19 protein-coding genes are annotated in these 17,665 nt (G+C 45.5%); 9 read left to right on the top strand and 10 right to left on the bottom strand.

Translation table 11 applies throughout. The features are described 5' to 3' along the window. The first annotated feature begins 1 nt into the window (after position 1). Complete coding sequence (locus KN811_RS15750; RefSeq protein ID WP_247716527.1) at positions 2–1,867, top strand: TonB-dependent receptor; 1,866 nt, start codon at positions 2–4, stop codon at positions 1,865–1,867. A 147-nt stretch (positions 1,868–2,014) separates the two neighbouring features. On the opposite strand, the gene KN811_RS15745 is transcribed toward KN811_RS15750, so the two are convergent. From KN811_RS15745 to KN811_RS15720, 6 genes are all read right to left on the bottom strand, one after another. Next, on the bottom strand, positions 2,015–3,037 hold the full coding sequence (locus KN811_RS15745; protein WP_187966914.1) for an MvdC/MvdD family ATP grasp protein: 1,023 nt from the start codon (positions 3,035–3,037) through the stop codon (positions 2,015–2,017). A gap of 82 nt (positions 3,038–3,119) precedes the next feature. Continuing rightward, positions 3,120–4,097, bottom strand: coding sequence for an MvdC/MvdD family ATP grasp protein (locus KN811_RS15740; protein WP_187966913.1), 978 nt, complete (start codon positions 4,095–4,097; stop codon positions 3,120–3,122). A gap of 169 nt (positions 4,098–4,266) precedes the next feature. Continuing rightward, a complete protein-coding gene (locus tag KN811_RS15735) occupies positions 4,267–4,512 on the bottom strand; it encodes a microviridin/marinostatin family tricyclic proteinase inhibitor (RefSeq protein WP_187966912.1) in 246 nt (81 codons plus the stop codon). Positions 4,513–4,692: 180 nt separating this feature from the next. Beyond that, positions 4,693–5,082: an SMU1112c/YaeR family gloxylase I-like metalloprotein gene (gloA2, locus tag KN811_RS15730; protein WP_187967177.1), complete on the bottom strand. Its 390-nt coding sequence runs from the start codon at positions 5,080–5,082 to the stop codon at positions 4,693–4,695. A gap of 18 nt (positions 5,083–5,100) precedes the next feature. After that, complete coding sequence (locus KN811_RS15725; protein ID WP_187967176.1) at positions 5,101–5,682, bottom strand: LOG family protein; 582 nt, start codon at positions 5,680–5,682, stop codon at positions 5,101–5,103. Between the two features lie 45 nt (positions 5,683–5,727). Next, positions 5,728–6,261, bottom strand: a complete 534-nt coding sequence (locus tag KN811_RS15720; RefSeq protein ID WP_247716526.1) for a GNAT family N-acetyltransferase — start codon at positions 6,259–6,261, stop codon at positions 5,728–5,730. A gap of 345 nt (positions 6,262–6,606) precedes the next feature. On the opposite strand from KN811_RS15720, the gene KN811_RS15715 reads away from it, so the two are divergent. From KN811_RS15715 to dnaG, 6 genes are all read left to right on the top strand, one after another. Further along, a complete protein-coding gene (locus KN811_RS15715) occupies positions 6,607–7,584 on the top strand; it encodes a polyprenyl synthetase family protein (protein WP_187967179.1) in 978 nt (325 codons plus the stop codon). Between the two features lie 163 nt (positions 7,585–7,747). Then, positions 7,748–8,329: an RNA polymerase sigma factor gene (locus tag KN811_RS15710; RefSeq protein ID WP_247716525.1), complete on the top strand. Its 582-nt coding sequence runs from the start codon at positions 7,748–7,750 to the stop codon at positions 8,327–8,329. Then, complete coding sequence (locus KN811_RS15705; protein WP_187967175.1) at positions 8,316–9,047, top strand: hypothetical protein; 732 nt, start codon at positions 8,316–8,318, stop codon at positions 9,045–9,047. The genes KN811_RS15710 and KN811_RS15705 overlap by 14 nt, the downstream gene beginning before the upstream one ends. 27 nt (positions 9,048–9,074) lie before the next feature. Beyond that, on the top strand, positions 9,075–10,166 hold the full coding sequence (locus KN811_RS15700) for a hypothetical protein (RefSeq protein WP_187967174.1): 1,092 nt from the start codon (positions 9,075–9,077) through the stop codon (positions 10,164–10,166). A 76-nt stretch (positions 10,167–10,242) separates the two neighbouring features. Further along, on the top strand, positions 10,243–10,581 hold the full coding sequence (locus KN811_RS15695; protein WP_187967173.1) for a hypothetical protein: 339 nt from the start codon (positions 10,243–10,245) through the stop codon (positions 10,579–10,581). Between the two features lie 136 nt (positions 10,582–10,717). Further along, complete coding sequence (gene dnaG / locus KN811_RS15690) at positions 10,718–12,697, top strand: DNA primase (protein WP_187967172.1); 1,980 nt, start codon at positions 10,718–10,720, stop codon at positions 12,695–12,697. 52 nt (positions 12,698–12,749) lie between these two features. Here dnaG and KN811_RS15685 read toward each other — a convergent pair whose 3' ends face one another. After that, complete coding sequence (locus tag KN811_RS15685) at positions 12,750–13,379, bottom strand: response regulator (protein WP_187967171.1); 630 nt, start codon at positions 13,377–13,379, stop codon at positions 12,750–12,752. A 481-nt stretch (positions 13,380–13,860) separates the two neighbouring features. Next, entirely contained in the window at positions 13,861–14,649 is a 789-nt protein-coding gene (gene nadE, locus KN811_RS15680; protein WP_187967170.1) for an NAD(+) synthase, read from the bottom strand. Between the two features lie 152 nt (positions 14,650–14,801). On the opposite strand from nadE, the gene gldB reads away from it, so the two are divergent. Together gldB and gldC are read left to right on the top strand one after the other, a co-directional pair. Continuing rightward, positions 14,802–15,761, top strand: a complete 960-nt coding sequence (gldB, locus tag KN811_RS15675) for a gliding motility lipoprotein GldB (protein ID WP_187967169.1) — start codon at positions 14,802–14,804, stop codon at positions 15,759–15,761. Positions 15,762–15,840: 79 nt separating this feature from the next. Beyond that, positions 15,841–16,179 carry a gliding motility protein GldC gene (gene gldC, locus KN811_RS15670; protein ID WP_187967168.1) on the top strand — a complete coding sequence of 113 codons (339 nt, stop codon included), beginning with the start codon at positions 15,841–15,843 and terminating at the stop codon, positions 16,177–16,179. Positions 16,180–16,211: 32 nt separating this feature from the next. Here the strand turns inward: gldC and yihA are convergent, their stop codons facing one another. Together yihA and KN811_RS15660 are read right to left on the bottom strand one after the other, a co-directional pair. Then, on the bottom strand, positions 16,212–16,820 hold the full coding sequence (gene yihA / locus KN811_RS15665) for a ribosome biogenesis GTP-binding protein YihA/YsxC (protein WP_187967167.1): 609 nt from the start codon (positions 16,818–16,820) through the stop codon (positions 16,212–16,214). Positions 16,821–16,827: 7 nt separating this feature from the next. Then, complete coding sequence (locus KN811_RS15660; RefSeq protein WP_187967166.1) at positions 16,828–17,592, bottom strand: alpha/beta fold hydrolase; 765 nt, start codon at positions 17,590–17,592, stop codon at positions 16,828–16,830. Positions 17,593–17,665 lie beyond the last annotated feature (73 nt).

Below are 17,665 nucleotides of genomic sequence, written 5' to 3'. Positions count from 1 at the left end.
AATGTTCAGTATATATAAAAATACTCGGGCTTCGGCTTCGCTCAGCCACCGGAAAACTGTAACTGACAACCCGCAACTGGCAACCCGCAACTGGCAACCCACAACCAAAAACCACAGACATTTCTTGTTTTTGGCCTTCGCCCTGCTATGTGTTTCCGGGGTTTTTGCCCAGGAAAAGGAGGGTAAAGAAGAAAAAGAGAATATCGGTACGGAAACGGTCAATGTGGTAAAACCTTATAAGGCTACGGTTTCGGATGCCTTTAAGATCAGGGAGGTCCCTGCGGCTGAGGATTCCGTGTTGCTGCAGAAAAAAGAGATCAATTACAGTATTTTTTCCGTACCCGTAGCTTCAACTTTTGTTCCTGCTAAGGGTAAGGTTGCCGGGATAGGAAAGAAAAAAAGAGAATACCTGTACGACACCTATCTATCTCTGGGACTCGGGAATTACAGTACAGCCCTGCTCGATTTTTATACCAGTGCGGAAATAAGCAAAGACCAATCTTTTGACATCGGGCTTAACCATCACTCCGCACAGGGGCAACTGGATGAAACAGAACTCGACACCAAGTTTTTCGATACTAAACTGGAAGCAGCATATAAAAATGCGGGACGGTTTTACCGCTGGGGCGTTAACGGCGGGTTGCAGCACCAGATATATAACTGGTACGGACTGCCTGCACAGGCCGGGTTTGACGAGGCCGTTATCAATAGCATAGATGAAAAGCAGACCTATTATACGGCATCCCTGGGGGGAAATATAGAAGCGGTGGAAGAATCGGTTTTTACCGGGGCCGAGCTGTCATTAAAGCGTTTCTGGGATGCACACGATTCCGGGGAAAACCGGGTCGTATTGAACCCGTCTTTCCGGTTTCCGGTGGGAGAAGAACTGATCACCGCTCATGTCTTTGCCGATTATGTAGGCGGGGAATTCAAATATGAGTACTATACAGGGGAAAAATCAAAATACAGCAACCTGTTGCTTGGGGTAAACCCCAACCTTGTGATCGCCGGAGAAGACTATACGATCAACCTCGGGGCATCCGTTTTCTACGGTATGGACATCGAGAACGATGATAATGATTTTTATATTTACCCGAAGGTAAACGCTTCTTACCGCCTGGTAGAAGAATACGTCACTATTTACGGTGGAGTGGAAGGAGGCCTGGACCAGAATTCCTATTACGATTTTGTGCAGGATAATGTATATGTAGCCCCTGCTTTAATGGGGGTAACACCGACTGACCGACAATACGATGCTTATGTGGGAATGAAGGGAAAGCTGTCTTCTAATGTTGGTTACAATCTTAAAGGGTCTTACAGGGCCGAAAACAACAAGCCCCTGTTCCGGGCCAATCCGGTCAACATTTCGGGGAATGAAAACCACGGTTATGTTTACGGCAATTCCTTCGGTGTGGTTTATGACGATGTGACCACGTTCTCCGCTTTTGGTGAGATCCATGCCGATATAGACCGGAACCTCACCCTCGGGATCAATGCCGAGGTATTTGGTTATAATACGGATAATCAGGAAGAAGCCTGGAACCTGCCTATCGTAAAAGGTTCTTTTTTCGGAGATTATCAGATCGATGAACACTGGTTTGCCGGGGCCAATATTTTTTATGTAGGCCAGCGAAAAGATATGTATGTACCGGAGTTCGCAGGAGAGGAACAACAGGGGGAAGTAGTGAAACTGGACAGCTATTTCGATGCCAATGCACACCTGGGTTATCACATAGACCAGCAATGGTCGGTTTTTGTCAAAGCCAATAACATAGCCAACAACCAGTATGCCCGCTGGATGAACTACCCGGTACAGGGCTTCCAGATCCTGGGAGGGATAACCTATAAGTTTGACCTATGGAAGTGAAAATCTCTGATAAATTATAGATAGGAAGAGGTCTGAAAAGTAGCCTTTACGTCACCCTGAACTGTCATCCTGAGCCCTTCGACTATGCTCAGGATGACAGTTCAGAATGATAAGTGTGCAGGCTTTTCAGACCTCTTTCTAATTTTATTATCCCGGTTGTCTGTCCTTTTGCAATACAGGAGTATACCTCCGGTAGGCTTCTCCGGTCAATACCCTGGCGATCTGTTTTGAAATAGCTCCATCCGCAAGATGGTCCAGCCACAAATATTCTCCGGCTGCATTGATCTCCAGGAAATAATAGCCTTCTTCCGGGGTGACAATAATGTCTATGGCCCCGTAGTTGATCTGGTAAATGTCCATGATTTGCAGTAACTTTTCTTCGATCTCGTGTGGTAATTGGTAGGGTTCCCACTGGTCGAGCAGGGTGTTTCCTTCCCGCCGCCAGTCTATTTTTGCATTCTCCATTTTCTGGGAATCTATGGCATAGGTAAATACGGCATCTCCTACGATAGTCACCCGGAGTTCTTTGGATTTTTCCAGCTTTTCCTGGAATTGCATAGGGCAGTATTGCAGGGCGTCCACAGCTTCCAGGTCCTTTTCGGAGACTATATTGGTAAATACCACATGCTCCTTGCCGTCCCGGTATATGGCAAAGGAGCTCTGCATTTTTACGATGGCTCCGCCGGGATGTGATAACACAAAATCACGGGCCTCATCCGGGTTGTTGGTTATACAGGTGTCCGGAATGTTCAGGCCGAGGGCAGAAGCTATCTTCATCTGTTCTTCCTTGCTGTCGAGCCTGCGGTATTTGCTGAAGGTGTCTATCTGGAAACAGGGCATGCTTTCGAGCATCCCGAAAAGTGTTCGGCGTATCTCCTTTTGGGCGCTGGAAAGATAAGTGCCTTCCAGGATCTGGTTCAGGCCATAAGCGAGGTTGTGGCTTCTTCGATACCACACTGCTGTAATATCGTGAAGACTGTGGCGTTGTCCGTCACGGTCCAGGAAGATTTGCCATGTTCCGTTTTCGAACCGGCTGCTCAGGCTGCATTGCAAGGGGTATTCATCTACATTAAAACGGATGACCTGCGCTCCTGATTCTCTGAGGAAACCGGAGACCGTGTCTATAGATGCATTGTCTTTAGAATGCGTGATGATCAGTATTTTTTGCATAAGTAGTTGTTATAGTTTGCCCTTTGGCTTTGCTCAGGGACCGGGTAAAACTTTGAACCTTGAACTTTGAACCTTGAATTTTTTATGTCTGTATCCGTGCAATCAGTTTTTCTGCGATGGTCTCTCCTATGGGGTACCCGATGTCGCGTTGCAGCATACCCCATTCTCCCTGCGGATTGACCTCAAGGAAGATGTAACGCCCGTCTTTGTGGCGTATCATGTCCAGTGCTCCGAAAAAGAGCCCCATCTGCCGCATGGCCCGGGTCAGGGATTCGCGGATATCCGGCGGGAGTTCATAGGGTTCCCAGCCAAAGTCAGCGTCAGTGGCGATCCTCCAGTCCGTTTTACCTCGTACTGAAGTGCTGGCATCGATCTTCCCGGTAAAAAAAGTGCCGTCCACATAGATGATCCTCAGTTCGTAGGCCTTAGGGATCAGCTCCTGGAAGATCATAGGGCATAAGGGAAGGGTGTCCAGTTGTTCCAGGTCGTCCTTTCTGATGACCGTAGTAGGGAAGAAGGGAGCGTCTCCCTTCATGCTTCGGGAAAGCGAACCGTGTAGTTTGGCGATCATGTTTCCCCTGCACTCTTTATGAAAGAAAGATTTTGCCTTTTCGGGATTATTGGTAAACAGGCTTTTGGGGATATGCAATCCATGGGCAGAAGTGATTTGTAACTGATCTAGCTTGTTTTTGTTTATTTCGTGGTCGGTGGCCATGGGGTTCATCCAGGGAAGATGCCGGAGCGATTCGAAAAAAATGTTTCGCATTGTTCCGTATTCCTGTATAAATATTTTAAGATAGCCGGGGTCGAGGTCAGGAGGAGGGGGCATGGCCCAGAGTTTTCTGTACCATACGGCTTCGACGTCTTTTGTAGAAAAAGTTGTTTTACCGTCGGACCAGCAGAAGTGCGTTCCTTCATTGTTACAGGTATAATCAAAACGCGATTGATGGGAAAAGAGGTCTGTGTTCATCCGGAACATTTCTTTTCCCAACGTTTTGCACCTTTCCCGGACAATATCTACGGTATAGTGGTCAGTGCTGTGGGTAAGGCATAATATCATCCTGGTTAGATTGGGGTGTTATGATAATTTTGTAATGATATAAGACAACAGGACATAAGACTTAAGATCAACGAAAATTAAAGTCCTGCGCCATAGCCCTGTTGTCTTATGTCTAAAAAAACAATAGCCCCGGAAGGCTATTGTTGCATCACACAGATGAAATTTTTTACTACATGATGTCTCCTTCCTCATCATCATCGGAAGGGAACTTCTGGGTTACATCACCTCCTTTGTCCTGGTCGAGAACAGGTGAGGTAACCGTAGCAGAGATAACACCTCCGCCATCATCTTCCTGGTCAGAAGGAAACTTAAGGGTAGTTCCACCCTGTACGGTTTCTTTTTTTTCCTCGGATACCTGATGTTCCAGGAAGTTTGCGAAAAATGGCTTTTTCAAGCCTTGGCTTTCTTTTTTCATGATAGAAAAAATTTGGGGTTAATAAATCATTTAGTTACATATTAAAGATGCAAATACCTACAATAGGTTGCGAAATTTGTGATAAAAATAACTATATATTTATCTTGTTCAAATATTTTCCTGTTAATATTTGGTTTGTTGTTATAAATTTAACACTCGGAATTATGTGTTGAAGGCCTTTTAGTTTTCGTATAATTCTAGAGGGAGGTCATCCGGGTCCCGGAAGAAAACAAATCTTTTTCCTGTGATCCCGTCTGTCCGGATATCTTCTGTGCGGACACCCTTTTCCCGGAGCGTGGCGACTGCCATTTCCAGGTCATCCGTTTCAAAGGCGAGATGCCGTAGCCCGGCTGCTTCCGGCCCGGAAACGCGCGGGGGCGGGTCGGGGAAGGAAAAGAGCTCAAGGGTGTATGTGCCGTTAAGGGCCAGGTCCAGTTTGTAGGAATCCCTTTCCGTCCGGTAGGTTTCTTTCAGGATGGTAAAACCCAGGAGCTCGGTGTAAAACGCTTTGGATTTTTTATAATCCGAGCATATAAGGGCAATATGGTGTATCTTGTTTAGACGAAGCACGAGTATGGGATTGGCTGGTTAATTTGTTTCTTCCTCGATCCATTTGTTCACCGTAGCAGGGGTATAGCTAAACATTTGGTCCAGCAGTTCGTCTATATTATCGCTGACCAGGAGCATATTTCTGTTCACTTCTTTGAGCAATCCCCTGGCTGTCATGGTTTCCAGCAGTTGTACCAATCCGTCGTAGAAACCTGCTGTGTTGAGCAGGCCTATTGGTTTTTGATGCAGTTGCAGTTGTGCGTTGGTCAGGGCCTCGAAGAGCTCGTCCATTGTTCCGTATCCGCCGGGAAGGGCTATGATGCCATCGGCCATTTCTTCTATTCTGGCTTTTCGTTCGGCCATGGTATCGACCAGTTCCAGTTCGGTGAGCCGTTCGTGGGCGATCTCCTTGTCCCGGAGAAAACGGGGAAGTACACCCGTAGCCCTTCCACCTTCTTCCAGGGTGCCCTCGGCAATGGCACCCATGAGGCCTACACGGGCGCCGCCGTAAACGAGTTCGATATTGCGTTGTGCCAGAATTTTTCCGAGCAGATGGGCCTGGGCTTTGTAAACCGGGTCGTTTCCTTCATTGGAACCGCAGTAAACCGTAATTCTTTTCATAAGAGCGTATATAAAAGGTCTGTATATAGTATTGATGATGTGTTTTTAAAAATCTATTTTCATCAGCCAGTCGTTCTGTTTGTCCCTGCCTATGAAGAACGGATGTTCCCCGAATTTTACAAATCCGTTCTTTTCGTAAAACCTTATTGCCCTGGCATTCTGGTCCCAGACCCCGAGCCACAGGTAGGAAGCTTTCTGATCCCTGCAGATCTCAATGGCTTTTTGTATCAAATCCCTCCCCAGTTCCCGGCCCTGGTATGTCTTTAGCAGATAGATGCGTTCCAGTTCCAGGGACCCCGGTTCGTTGATATCGGTCTGTGCACCTGCCCGGTTCAGTTTAAAGTATCCTGCCGGTTTGCCATTGGCATAGGCGAGATAGAAAAGAATAGCTTCGCTGCCGAGCTCCTGTATAAGACGGTCCCGGGCAAAAAACTCTTCCATATACGCCTTAAAATCTTCCGGGTTGTTCTGAGTGGCATAGGTATCCGTAAAAGTCTCCCTGGAAATGTCCAGCAAGACGTCTATGTCTTCTTTAGTACATCGTTTGAACGATAGGGGCATGGCAAGTTGCTTTTTCATCTATTAAAGTAAATAATTCTATTTAAGACATACAAACTTTGTTTCATAATTAACTATTCTTTGATAAGGATGGTGTTGTAAGGTAATCTGGAGTTTATAGAGATTGATAAAAGATTGATGGATTGATAGGAAGCGGGTGACTTGTTGATGAGAATGGGAACAATGATTACAAATCCTATTGGTTTACTGTGTGTCGCGAAATCATCAGAAATCACTATAAATCTCTACGGGGCATTACAAATCACTACAAGTTACAATAAAACGAAAACGTGAATTAATTTTAAGACGGGTCTGGCCGGAATGTCCCTGATTTAATTCCTGCTTTTTTATATCTTTGGAGCCGTGATGAAACCTGTGGCAAGAATTAAGCAACCTATCTACACCGAGATGGAACTTTTTGAGAAGAAGTTCTACGAATCCATGTCTTCGAAGGTTTCACTGCTCAACAGGATCACCTATTATATCGTAAACCGGAAGGGGAAGCAGATGCGACCCATGTTCGTTTTCCTGGTAGCCAAAATGGTTTCCGGCGGAAAAGTGAACGAACGGACTTACAGAGGGGCTTCCGTGATAGAGCTTATCCATACAGCCACACTGGTGCACGACGATGTGGTGGACGACAGTAACCGCCGCCGTGGTTTTTTCTCCCTCAATGCCCTGTGGAAGAACAAAATTGCCGTACTGGTAGGGGATTACCTGCTCTCCAAAGGATTGTTACTCTCCATAGACAACGATGATTTTGACCTTCTGAAGATCATTTCCGTTGCCGTAAGGGAAATGAGCGAAGGGGAACTGCTTCAAATAGAAAAAGCGAGACGTCTGGATATTACGGAAGAAGTGTACTACGAGATCATCCGCCAGAAGACCGCTACTCTTATTGCCGCTTGTTGTGCCCTCGGGGCATGTTCGGTAAAGCCCGACTCCGAAGAAACCGAAAAAATGCGGAAGTTCGGCGAGCTTATCGGGATGGCATTCCAGATCAAGGACGACCTGTTCGACTATGGAGAAGAGCGTATCGGTAAGCCCACGGGTATAGATATTAAGGAGCAGAAAATGACACTGCCCCTCATTTATACGCTCAATACCTGTTCGGACAAGGACAAGAAGTGGCTTATCAATTCCGTAAAAAACTACAACAAGAATGCCAGGCGTGTCAAAGAGGTGATCGCTTTTGTAAAGGAGAACGGCGGACTGGAATATGCCGAAGGCAAGATGAAGGAGTTTCAGCAGGAAGCATTGCAGTTGCTGGGAAGCTACCCGCAATCTGATTACAGGGATGCGCTCGAACTCATGGTCAACTATGTCATTGACCGGAAGAAGTAGCTCCCGCTTTAAGAGGATTAAGCCTTACTCCTTTCAAAGATCACGGAGAACGATTTCCTGTCCGTAATACTTCGTTCCGATAGCATTTCAGGAAAAAATCATAAAAATCAATATCCCGGGCAACCTTTGGAGGGATTGTTTCGTCTATGTAGATAGAAACCCGATGAAAAAACGGCTTTTGAAGATCATACCGCTTTATAAGGATGAAGATAAACTCATAAGGAGAGCTTCGGCAAATGACCGGGAGGCCCAGCACGAGCTGTACCGGAAGTACGCCCCGAAGATGTTGAGTGTTTGCCGTTATTATATAAAAGACGAGCAATTTGCGGAAGATGTGATGATCGGCGGTTTTTTCAAGGTTTTTACCCGGATAGGGACATTCAGGAAAGCGGGGAGTTTCGAAGGGTGGATACGCCGGATCATGGTCCGGGAATGTATCTCTTTCCTGAGGAGTGAAAAATCCCTTTCCTTCATAGAGGAAGATCCCGGTACCGTAACCGGATATATCACAGACGAGGGGCACGCAGCACTGGAAACGGAAGACCTGCAATTTCTTATCGATGGTTTGCCCGAGGGCTATAAGACCGTGTTCCTGATGTTTGCCATAGAAGGGTATTCCCATAAGGAGATCGCCCGGACACTCCGTATTTCGGAGAGCACTTCCAAATCTCAGTTGTTCAAGGCGAGAAGAATGTTACAGGAAAAAATAAAAGAACAAAAAAGGCAGGAGAATGGGACACGATAATTTAGAACGCCGGATAAAGAAAAAACTGGAAGAGCGCAGGATAACTCCTTCTGCAAAAGCTTGGGACAGGTTAGAAAAGGGCTTAGATGAAGCACCTCATGCGCATAGGAAGAAAAATATCCGGCCCTATTGGATCGCTGCTTCCGCTGTTGTTTTACTTGTCGTTGGGGCATGGTTTTTTAAGGGGGAAAGAAGAGCAGGGGACTCCCCGAAAGTTGCCGGTATACAAACCGATACCGGACAAAAGGAACGGAAAAAGGTGGTAAAAGTGGTTGAAGAGGATACCGGGGCTCCGGTTAAGGTGAACATTCCGGTAGTTAAACCCCAAGAAAACACCACTCCATTGGTAAAATCCCCGGAAACAGGTAGAGCGGTCTCTTTTCCGGAAACCAGGGAAAAAGAATCCGTAGTGGCCCATCATAAAGAAGAAGCGCTTGCCTTTGAAGACAAAAAAGTAGAGGAAGTGGTTTCAAAGATCATGGAAATCGAAGAAAAAGGAGAAGTCACCGACGAAGAAATTGAGCTCCTGCTGGCTGAAGCACAAAAGGAAATAGACTCGCAGCGCCTGTTAATAAACCAGACCGGAACGGTAGATGCCATGGCCCTTTTGGAAGAAGTGGAATCCGAGCTGGATAAATCTTTCAGGGATAAGGTCTTCGAGGCCCTGAAAGAAGGGCTTAAAAGGGTCCGGACCGCTGTGGCCAACCGTAAAGAGTAGTTCATTCATCAATCAAATCATTTTATTATGTTAAGAATTATTATGTATGTCATTTATATGACAGTGTTGCTTACGGCCCAGTTTTTATGGTCGCAGTCCGACCGGGACAGTCTGGATATACGCCGTAAGGAAAGAGTGCTGGAAGGTTTGGAATCGGAAAAGGAAAGGGTGGTAAAGGAAGAAAAAGCAAAGCTCAAAAAAGAAGTGGAACGCATAAGGAAGATGGAAGATGCCGGAGAGATCACCGAAGAAGAGGCCGGGAAGATGAAGGAGGAAGAGGCAAAAAAAACGGCCCTGAACATAGAGAACAAACTGGCCATCCTCGAAAATAAACTGGCCCTTGTAAAAAGAGGAGAGGAAAATGGCTGGGAATATCTGGGAGGAACAACTCTGGGTATCGGAATAGGAAATACCTATGATAATAATGGCAGCAGACTGTTCGGGATCCAATTCGAGAACAGGGATAAAGAAAAGAAATACGATAAAAAAACGACTTCCGGTATTGTAGTGGCGTTCGGGTTTAACAATGCCCTGGTCGATGGCGAATCCCTTAACGACAGCCCGTATAAAGCAGGAGGGAGCCGTTTTTTCGAATTCGGATGGCAGTGGAAGACCCGTATCTTTAAAAACAGCAATGCCATGCGGGTAAGCTATGGGCTTTCTTTTCAGTCCAATAGTTTGAAGCCAAAGGATAACCGGTATTTTATGACGGATGGGAAAGTGACCAGCCTGGAAGAGTTCCCTTATGACCTTAAAAAATCCAAACTGAGGTTCGATAACCTTGTTCTTCCTGTATTCCTGGAATTCGGGCCGTCCCGGAAAATTGAGAGGGAGGATTATTTCCGGTATTCCACACGCAAAAAATTTGCATTTGGCATAGGCGGGTATGCCGGGGTGAACCTGGCGACCAAGCAGAAACTGAAATACTCGGTTGATGGAGACCGGCGTAAGGAGAAGCTCAAGGAAAATTACAATACGAATGATTTTATCTACGGACTTGCCGCCTACATAGGCAGGGGAGCCACGTCCCTGTACCTGAAATACGATCTCAACCCGATTTTTAAAGATCCTAACGTAAAACAAAATAACATTTCCCTGGGATTGCGGTTTGAATTGTGATAAACTTTATCTCAACCGAAAACTGTCCGCAAAGAATATCTATTTTTGTTTAATCTATTGAAACTGTGAGAGCGACATGAAAATCAAAGCTGTATTATTTTTCCTTGCATTGCTGGTATTGACAAGCTGTGCTATAAAACAGGAGGTGTCTGAAGAGTCAACAAACCGGATGGTTTACAAAACCACATTAAACAAAGGAGATTACGAGGAAATATACCGCTTACTGAAATCGGAATTCCCGGATTTTCCGGAAAGGCGAAAAAAAGTGGTATATTCCAGGGGAAACCAATATTATACGCTGAAGATCAATTTAAAGAAAAACAAATTTGGATTGGTATACCAGAATAGCGGAGGTCAGGGAGTTGATGATAAGGTAGAGTCCGTCCGGTCTAAGATAGAGGCCATTACAGAATAATGGGGCCTGAGGCTTGATCGCACAATGGAGATAGCCGATAATCTGCTGAGATAATTTTTTAATTATTCCTTACTTTTGATTCCCGTTTTTTTACGGGAATCTTTTTAATTTTATACGAAAGAGAAAAAACTGAATATTGATTTCGAAGGAAACCATAGACAAAGTATTTGAGGCTGCCCGTGTGGAAGAGGTCATAGGCGATTTTGTACAGCTAAAAAAGTCCGGCTCCAATTTTAAGGGGTTGAGCCCCTTTACTGACGAGCGCACCCCCAGTTTTATGGTATCCCCCGTAAAGCAGATATGGAAGGATTTCTCTTCGGGTAAAGGCGGGAATGTCGTGGCCTTTTTAATGGAACACGAACATTTTACCTATCCGGAAGCTATAAAATACCTGGCCAAAAAATACAATATAGAGGTCGAAGAGACCGAGCGTACCGATGAAGAAAAACAACTGGCAGACGAAAGAGAAAGTATGTACCTCGTCAGTGAGTACGCCAAAAGTTATTTCGAAGAGGTCCTCTGGAACACAGAACCGGGGAAAGCCATAGGTCATACGTATTTCAAGGAGCGCGGTTTTACGGATGACACCATAAAAAAGTTCGGCCTCGGCTATTCTCCAGACGAGTGGGAAGCCTTTACCAAAAAGGCCCTTTCCGAAGGCTATAAGCTGGAATTCATGGAGAAAACCGGGCTGACCATTGTCAAGGAAAGTCCCGGAGGTGGAAAAAAACAGTTCGACAGGTTTAAAGGCAGGGTAATGTTTCCCATCCAGTCCATGAGCGGGAGGGTGCTGGGCTTTGGCGGAAGGATACTGACCAACGATAAAAAGGCCGCCAAATACCTCAATTCCCCGGAAAGTGATATCTACCATAAAAGCAAAGTGCTTTATGGGATCTATTACGCCAAACAGGCCATCGCCAAAGAGGATAACTGTTTCCTGGTGGAAGGGTATACCGATGTGATACAGTTTCATCAGCGTGGGATAGAAAATGTAGTAGCATCCAGCGGAACGGCACTTACTCCCGAACAAATACGGCTTATCCGGAGGTTGACCAATAATATTACCGTGCTCTTTGACGGGGATGCCGCCGGGCTAAGGGCATCGCTGCGCGGAGTAGACCTGATCCTGGAACAGGGGATGAACGTCAAAGTATGTGCTTTTCCCGAAGGGGAGGACCCGGACAGCTTTGCCCGGAGTAATTCCCTGGAAGAGATTAGCCTTTATCTGGAAGAAAATGCCAAGGACTTTATCGGGTTCAAGGCCTCCCTGCTTATGGAGGAGACCCGGAACGACCCTGTGAGGAAGGCGGAGACCATACGGGATATTGTGCACAGTATTTCCAGGATCCCGGATAGGATACAGCAGGAGGTATATGTACAGGAATGTTCGCGCATCATGGATATTTCGGAGGAGGTATTGTTCAATACCCTGGCCCAGATAGGAAGAAAAGATCTTGCCGATGCCAACAAAAAATACAAACAGGAACGGAAGGCAAAGGCTTTCGAAGTGGTCAAAGATACCGGCAAACCGGCAGAAAAGGTAGACCAGCAGTATATCCTGGAGCGAAAGATCATCGAAGCCTTGCTGCTTTATGGCGGGGAAACGGAAGATTTTGAAGACTTTATCCTGAAACAGGACGATGATGGAGAGTTGCAACTGGAAAGGGTGGTCAATACGTCCAGGGTGTTCGAAAAAATATTCCTGGACCTTCAGGAAGATGAAGTGGAACTCGGTAACCCTGTTTTTCGCAAGGTTTATCCGGAACTCATCCGCCAGCTCAACGAGGAAGAGAATTTTTCTGTGGAAAAGTTTGTAAACACCATGGAGGGGGATGTTGCGAATGAGGTCACTTCTATCCTGATGGATGAGGAAAAATATGTCCTGCACCGATGGATCGAAAAAGATATTCTTGTCAAGGACAAGTCACAGGGAATAGCCCAGCTGGTGAGTGAAACCGTATTGAGCCTGCGTTGTTTCCTTATCGATAAACGGGTTTTGGGCCTGCAACACCAGACCCTGGAAAACAAAGATGGCAATTCGGAGATCCTGGAAGAGATCATGAATTACCATCAGTTAAAACGATTACTTGCAAAAAAACTGAACCGGGTACTGTAATATTCCCCTGGCTGTTTCAGCAACATTCATAACAAAAGCCGAAGGGAGCAATTTAATACAACTCCAATGCTTTGGCCTGTTGCAGCATGTCTACCATGTTGTCTACGTTCAGTTTTCGCATGAGGCGGGCTTTATAGGTACTTACGGTTTTCTCGTTAAGCCCGAGTTCTTCAGCTACGTACTTGTTTCGTTTTCCTTCCGCAAGAAGTTTCAGTACTTCTACTTCTCTTGTAGAAAGTTTTCGGAAGAATTTTCTTGGTTTATTGGTACTTTCGTCGAAAGCTAGGCGCTGTGCCAGTTCATTGGTAATGAACAGGCCGCCGTTGGCAATCTTTGTGATGGCTTCAGCAAGCAGGGAAGTATCCGCATCTTTGGAAAGATAACCGGAAGCTCCCGCTCTTAAAGTGCTCAGCGCATAAACGTCTTCAGATTCTGAACTGAAGATCAGTACCTTGGCCTGGGAATATTCTTTTTTTAATTGTCTCAAAGCCGTGATCCCGTTGACCTCCGGGATATTCATTTCCAAGAGAATAATATCCGGATTCCTTTTGGGTAAAACCTCGAAAAGTTCAGATGTCGTACGCACTTTTCCTACTACTTCGATATCCTTATTATTGCTTAATGCAGCAATAATACCATCTTGTACTACCGGATGGTTGTCGGCAATCAATACTTTAATCATGATGATCTGTTTTTATTAGGATTAGTTAGGTTCTGTTTACAAACCATCGCGAATAAGCAGAGGAAAGCGCAAAAAGCGCGACTTGGGGTAAGTGGGTATAAATATAATTAAAAAAAATATCCTATGCAAAATTAAAGAAAAATATTTCCTTTTTTTTTACAATTAAAGTCTGACGGATGTCAGTTAAGTTCTGTGCGTATTACAGGGAATTACTATATAATATGAAAATTAATACATATAAAATACATGCATTAGTATGGAAATGAAATACTTGTGTTCCTGGGAAATGTGAAGAGGCTACGGGGTATAAAAGAGAAGAGAGTGTCGGAAAAATTTTATAATCCGTCATGCTGCTTGTTTCAGCATCCCATCCTGCTGATTGGACGACCGGGATGAGAACCCGAAACGACCCTTCGACTGTGCTCAGGGTAAAAGTCCAGGTTGACGTAAATGCTACTTTTTAGACACTCTCTTGATGATTTTATTTGAGTTCTGCCGGGATCTCACAAACAGGGATCGGCACCATTTTGTGTTTGTTGGCCCGGTTAAGGCGCCTGTAGATCTCAAGTACTTCCCTGGGCCTGCCTTCCAGATCCTCGGGTTTTTTTCCTTCCTCGTCCATTTTCATGGCCCATTCCAGTTCGGGGTATGTGGCTCCTATCTGATCTTCGTCGGTGCGGTTATCGCCCCAGAGGCCGTCGGTTGGGGCAGCGGTGCGTATTTCTTCTATAATACCCAGGTGTTCCGCTATTTCATAGACTTCGGTCTTGAGGAGGTCGGCGATAGGGCTGAGGTCCACGCCGCCGTCACCGTATTTGGTGTAAAAGCCTACACCGAAATCCTCAACCTTGTTCCCGGTCCCGGCAACGAGATAGCCCCTGAGTGCTGCAAAATAATACAGCGTGGTCATCCGCAGCCTTGCCCGTGTATTGGCCAGTGTCATAAAGCGGTCCTCTTCCTTTTCAACTCCGGGAAATGCATTGACAAGACTGTCAAAAACGGGGGTGAGGTTTACAGATTCCATACTTACGCCATCGTAGTGTTCTTTTAACCATTCTATATGTTTAAGAGCCCTGGTTACCTGGTTTTCGGCCTGATGTATGGGCATCTCAAGGCACAGCAGGGGGAGTCCTGTCCGGGCACAGAGTGTTGAGGTCACCGCGGAATCGATCCCCCCGGAGATCCCGATGACGAATCCGTTGATATTGGCATTTAAGGCATAATCCTTCAGCCATTGAACAATATGATCGGTTACTTTTTCGGTTTTCATTATTTTCGTTTATTTAGGTTCGGAGTTTTGTATTATGGATTAACCCTGTTTTCGGCTTCTGGCCTCCGACTTTTTAAATTACCTTTGCCCGTTGTTAAGCCGGATAAAATTATTAAAAAGATTTGTCGTTGATATATAGTATTTTCACACCTATGCGAAAAATTGTGATTTTTATGATGATTTTGTCTGTTATCTTTTCCTGTGACCGTAAAGACCTGCTGGAGGAAGAGATAGCGCAAATTGAAATGGAGGTACAGGTAGACAGGTTTGATGTGGAGTTCTCCAAAGCCACCCCGGAAGACCTGCCACAGTTGAAATCTGCCTATCCTTTCCTTTTTCCTTCGCAATATAAGGATAGCGTGTGGATCGTAAAAATGAAAGATACGGTCCAAAGGGAAATTTTCGAAGAAGTAGCCAGGGTATTCCCGGATTTTTCGGAACCAACGGAAGAACTCCGCTCCCTTTTTCAGCATATCAAATATTATTTTCCTGAATTCAAAGAGCCGAGAGTAATAACCCTGACTTCTGAGGTGGAATACAAAAACCGAGTGATCTGGGCAGACAGCCTGCTCCTGCTGTCCCTGGATGTTTATCTCGGAACGGATCACCGGTTTTATGAAAGGCTGCCGCAATACCAGAAAAAAAATTTTACCGCAGGGCAGATCGTGTCCGATGTAGCTTCGGACTATGTCGTGAAACGAATACCCCCGGACCAGGATCGCAGTTTTCTGGGAGCCATGATCCGGGCAGGGAAGGAACTGTATCTGAAAGACCTCCTCATTCCGTTTAAGAACGACGCTTCCAGGATCGGATATACTGTGGAAGAAATGGACTGGACAAGGGCTAACGAAAGCGAAATGTGGAGATATTTTGTAGAACGGAGTTTACTGTTTTCTACCGACTCCAGGCTTAAGAGCCGTTTTATAGAACCGGCACCCTTTTCTAAATTCTACTTGGAGATCGATAACGAATCCCCGGGAGGAGTAGGGCGGTTTATCGGATGGAGGATCGTCAGGGCGTATATGCATAACAATAATGTATCTTTGCAGGATATGCTGAAAACATCTGCAGAAGATATTTTTAACAAATCAGGATATAAACCGAAGAAATAGTGAGGTTACAGGTTAACATTCCACTGTAAACCTGCAACCTGTAACTTGCAACCTTGAACTTAAAATTAAACAAAAAACGATGGCAAAAACACATCACTCAGATATAAAACTTTCCGTGGAGCTCGATGAGAACCGGGTTCCTGAAAAATTGAGATGGTCTGCGCAGGACGGCGGAGTAGATAATGAAGAAGCCAAGGCCATGCTGCTTTCCATATGGGATAGTAATAAACAGGAAACCTTGCGTATTGACTTATGGACCAAGGATATGCCAGTAGATGAAATGAAAGTGTTCTTTCATCAGACCCTAGTGGCTATGAGCGACACTTTTCACAAGGCTACACAGGATGAAAAAATGACGGCGACCATGAAGGATTTCTGCGATTATTTTGCAGAAAAGCTCGAACTGAAGAAAAAGTAGAAAATAACTGTCCGGCCTTGATTCTGGGGAGTTTATGGAATATTGACCTGTTGATTGATATTATCGATATAGGCCAGAAGATCTTCTTTTCCGGCGCTGTTTGTGGCTGATGTGACAAAGTGTGGCGGGGTTTCTTCCCAGGCGCTTTCCAGCATTTGGTCCAGGTATTGCCGGACGTGCCGTTCTGCAGCTTTGGGCTTTAGCTTGTCGGCCTTGGTGAATACAATGCAGAAGGGAATGTTGTTAACACCCAGCCATTGCATGAATTCCAGGTCGATCTTTTGCGGTTCGTGCCGGATGTCTATCAAAACAAAAGCGCAGACCAGTTGTTCCCGTTTTTCGAAATAATCGGTGATAAATTTCTGAAAAGTGCTCTTCTGTTTTTTGGAAACCTTGGCATAGCCATACCCGGGGAGGTCCACCAGGAACCACCGCTTATTGATCCGAAAATGGTTGATAAGCTGTGTTTTTCCCGGTTTTCCCGAAGTCTTGGCCAGGCTTTTCCTTTCCGTAAGCATGTTTATCAGGGAGGACTTTCCTACGTTAGACCTTCCTATAAAAGCATATTCAGGGATAGGCTCGGTCGGGCATTTGCCCACATCCGAATTGCTGATCACAAATTCTGCCAATTTTATACGCATCCTTTTACTAGAGATTTCTGTCCGTCAACCATTTTTCCAGCAGCACATTGAACTCCTCAGGGTGTTCCATCATGGGAGCATGCCCGCATTTGTCTATCCAAAAGAGGTCGGAATCCGGCAAAAGACTGTGAAATTCCTCAGCTACATTGGGCGGGGTCACCGTGTCGTTCTTCCCCCAGATAATACAGGTCGGGGTCCGCATGTGCGGCAGGTCCTTGCCCATATTGTGGCGGATGGCACTCTTGGCAATAGCGAGCGTTTTGATGAGTTTAGACCGGTTATTTACCGTGGCATATACTTCATCGACAATTTCCTTGGTAGCTACCTCGGGGTCGTAAAACACATCCTCACTTTTTTTCTTGATAAACTCGTAATTCCCCCGCTTCGGATAACCGTCGCCCATAGCGCTTTCATAGAGCCCCGAACTTCCTGTGATCACCAATCCCTTCACTTTCTCCGGATACATCCTGGCATGCAACAGCCCGATGTGCCCTCCCAGGGAATTTCCCAGTAATATCACCTTGTCCAGGCCTTTGTATTCTATGAATTGTTGCAGGTATTTAGCAAAACTCTTTACGTTGGTTCGCAATAGCGGCTTGGTGTATATCGGCAATTCAGGTACAATGACCTTATACCCTTTTTTCGGAAAATGTTCGGTGACGCCGTTAAAGTTGCTCAAACCTCCCATCAGTCCGTGGAGAATGATCATCGGGGTACCTTCTCCGATCTCCAGATAAGAATATTTTCCTTCTTTCTTTATGTCGTGTACCATCAATAGGTTAGTTGATATTCTAAGATAGCAAATTTACATAAAATTGTTTCATGGCAAATTTTACATTTTACCT

This window comes from Sinomicrobium weinanense (genome assembly GCF_018863395.1).
GTDB classification, from domain to species: Bacteria; Bacteroidota; Bacteroidia; order Flavobacteriales; family Flavobacteriaceae; genus Sinomicrobium; species Sinomicrobium weinanense.
The sequence above is the reverse complement of the archived record's forward strand: the minus strand, read 5'-3'. Positions and strand labels throughout refer to the sequence as shown.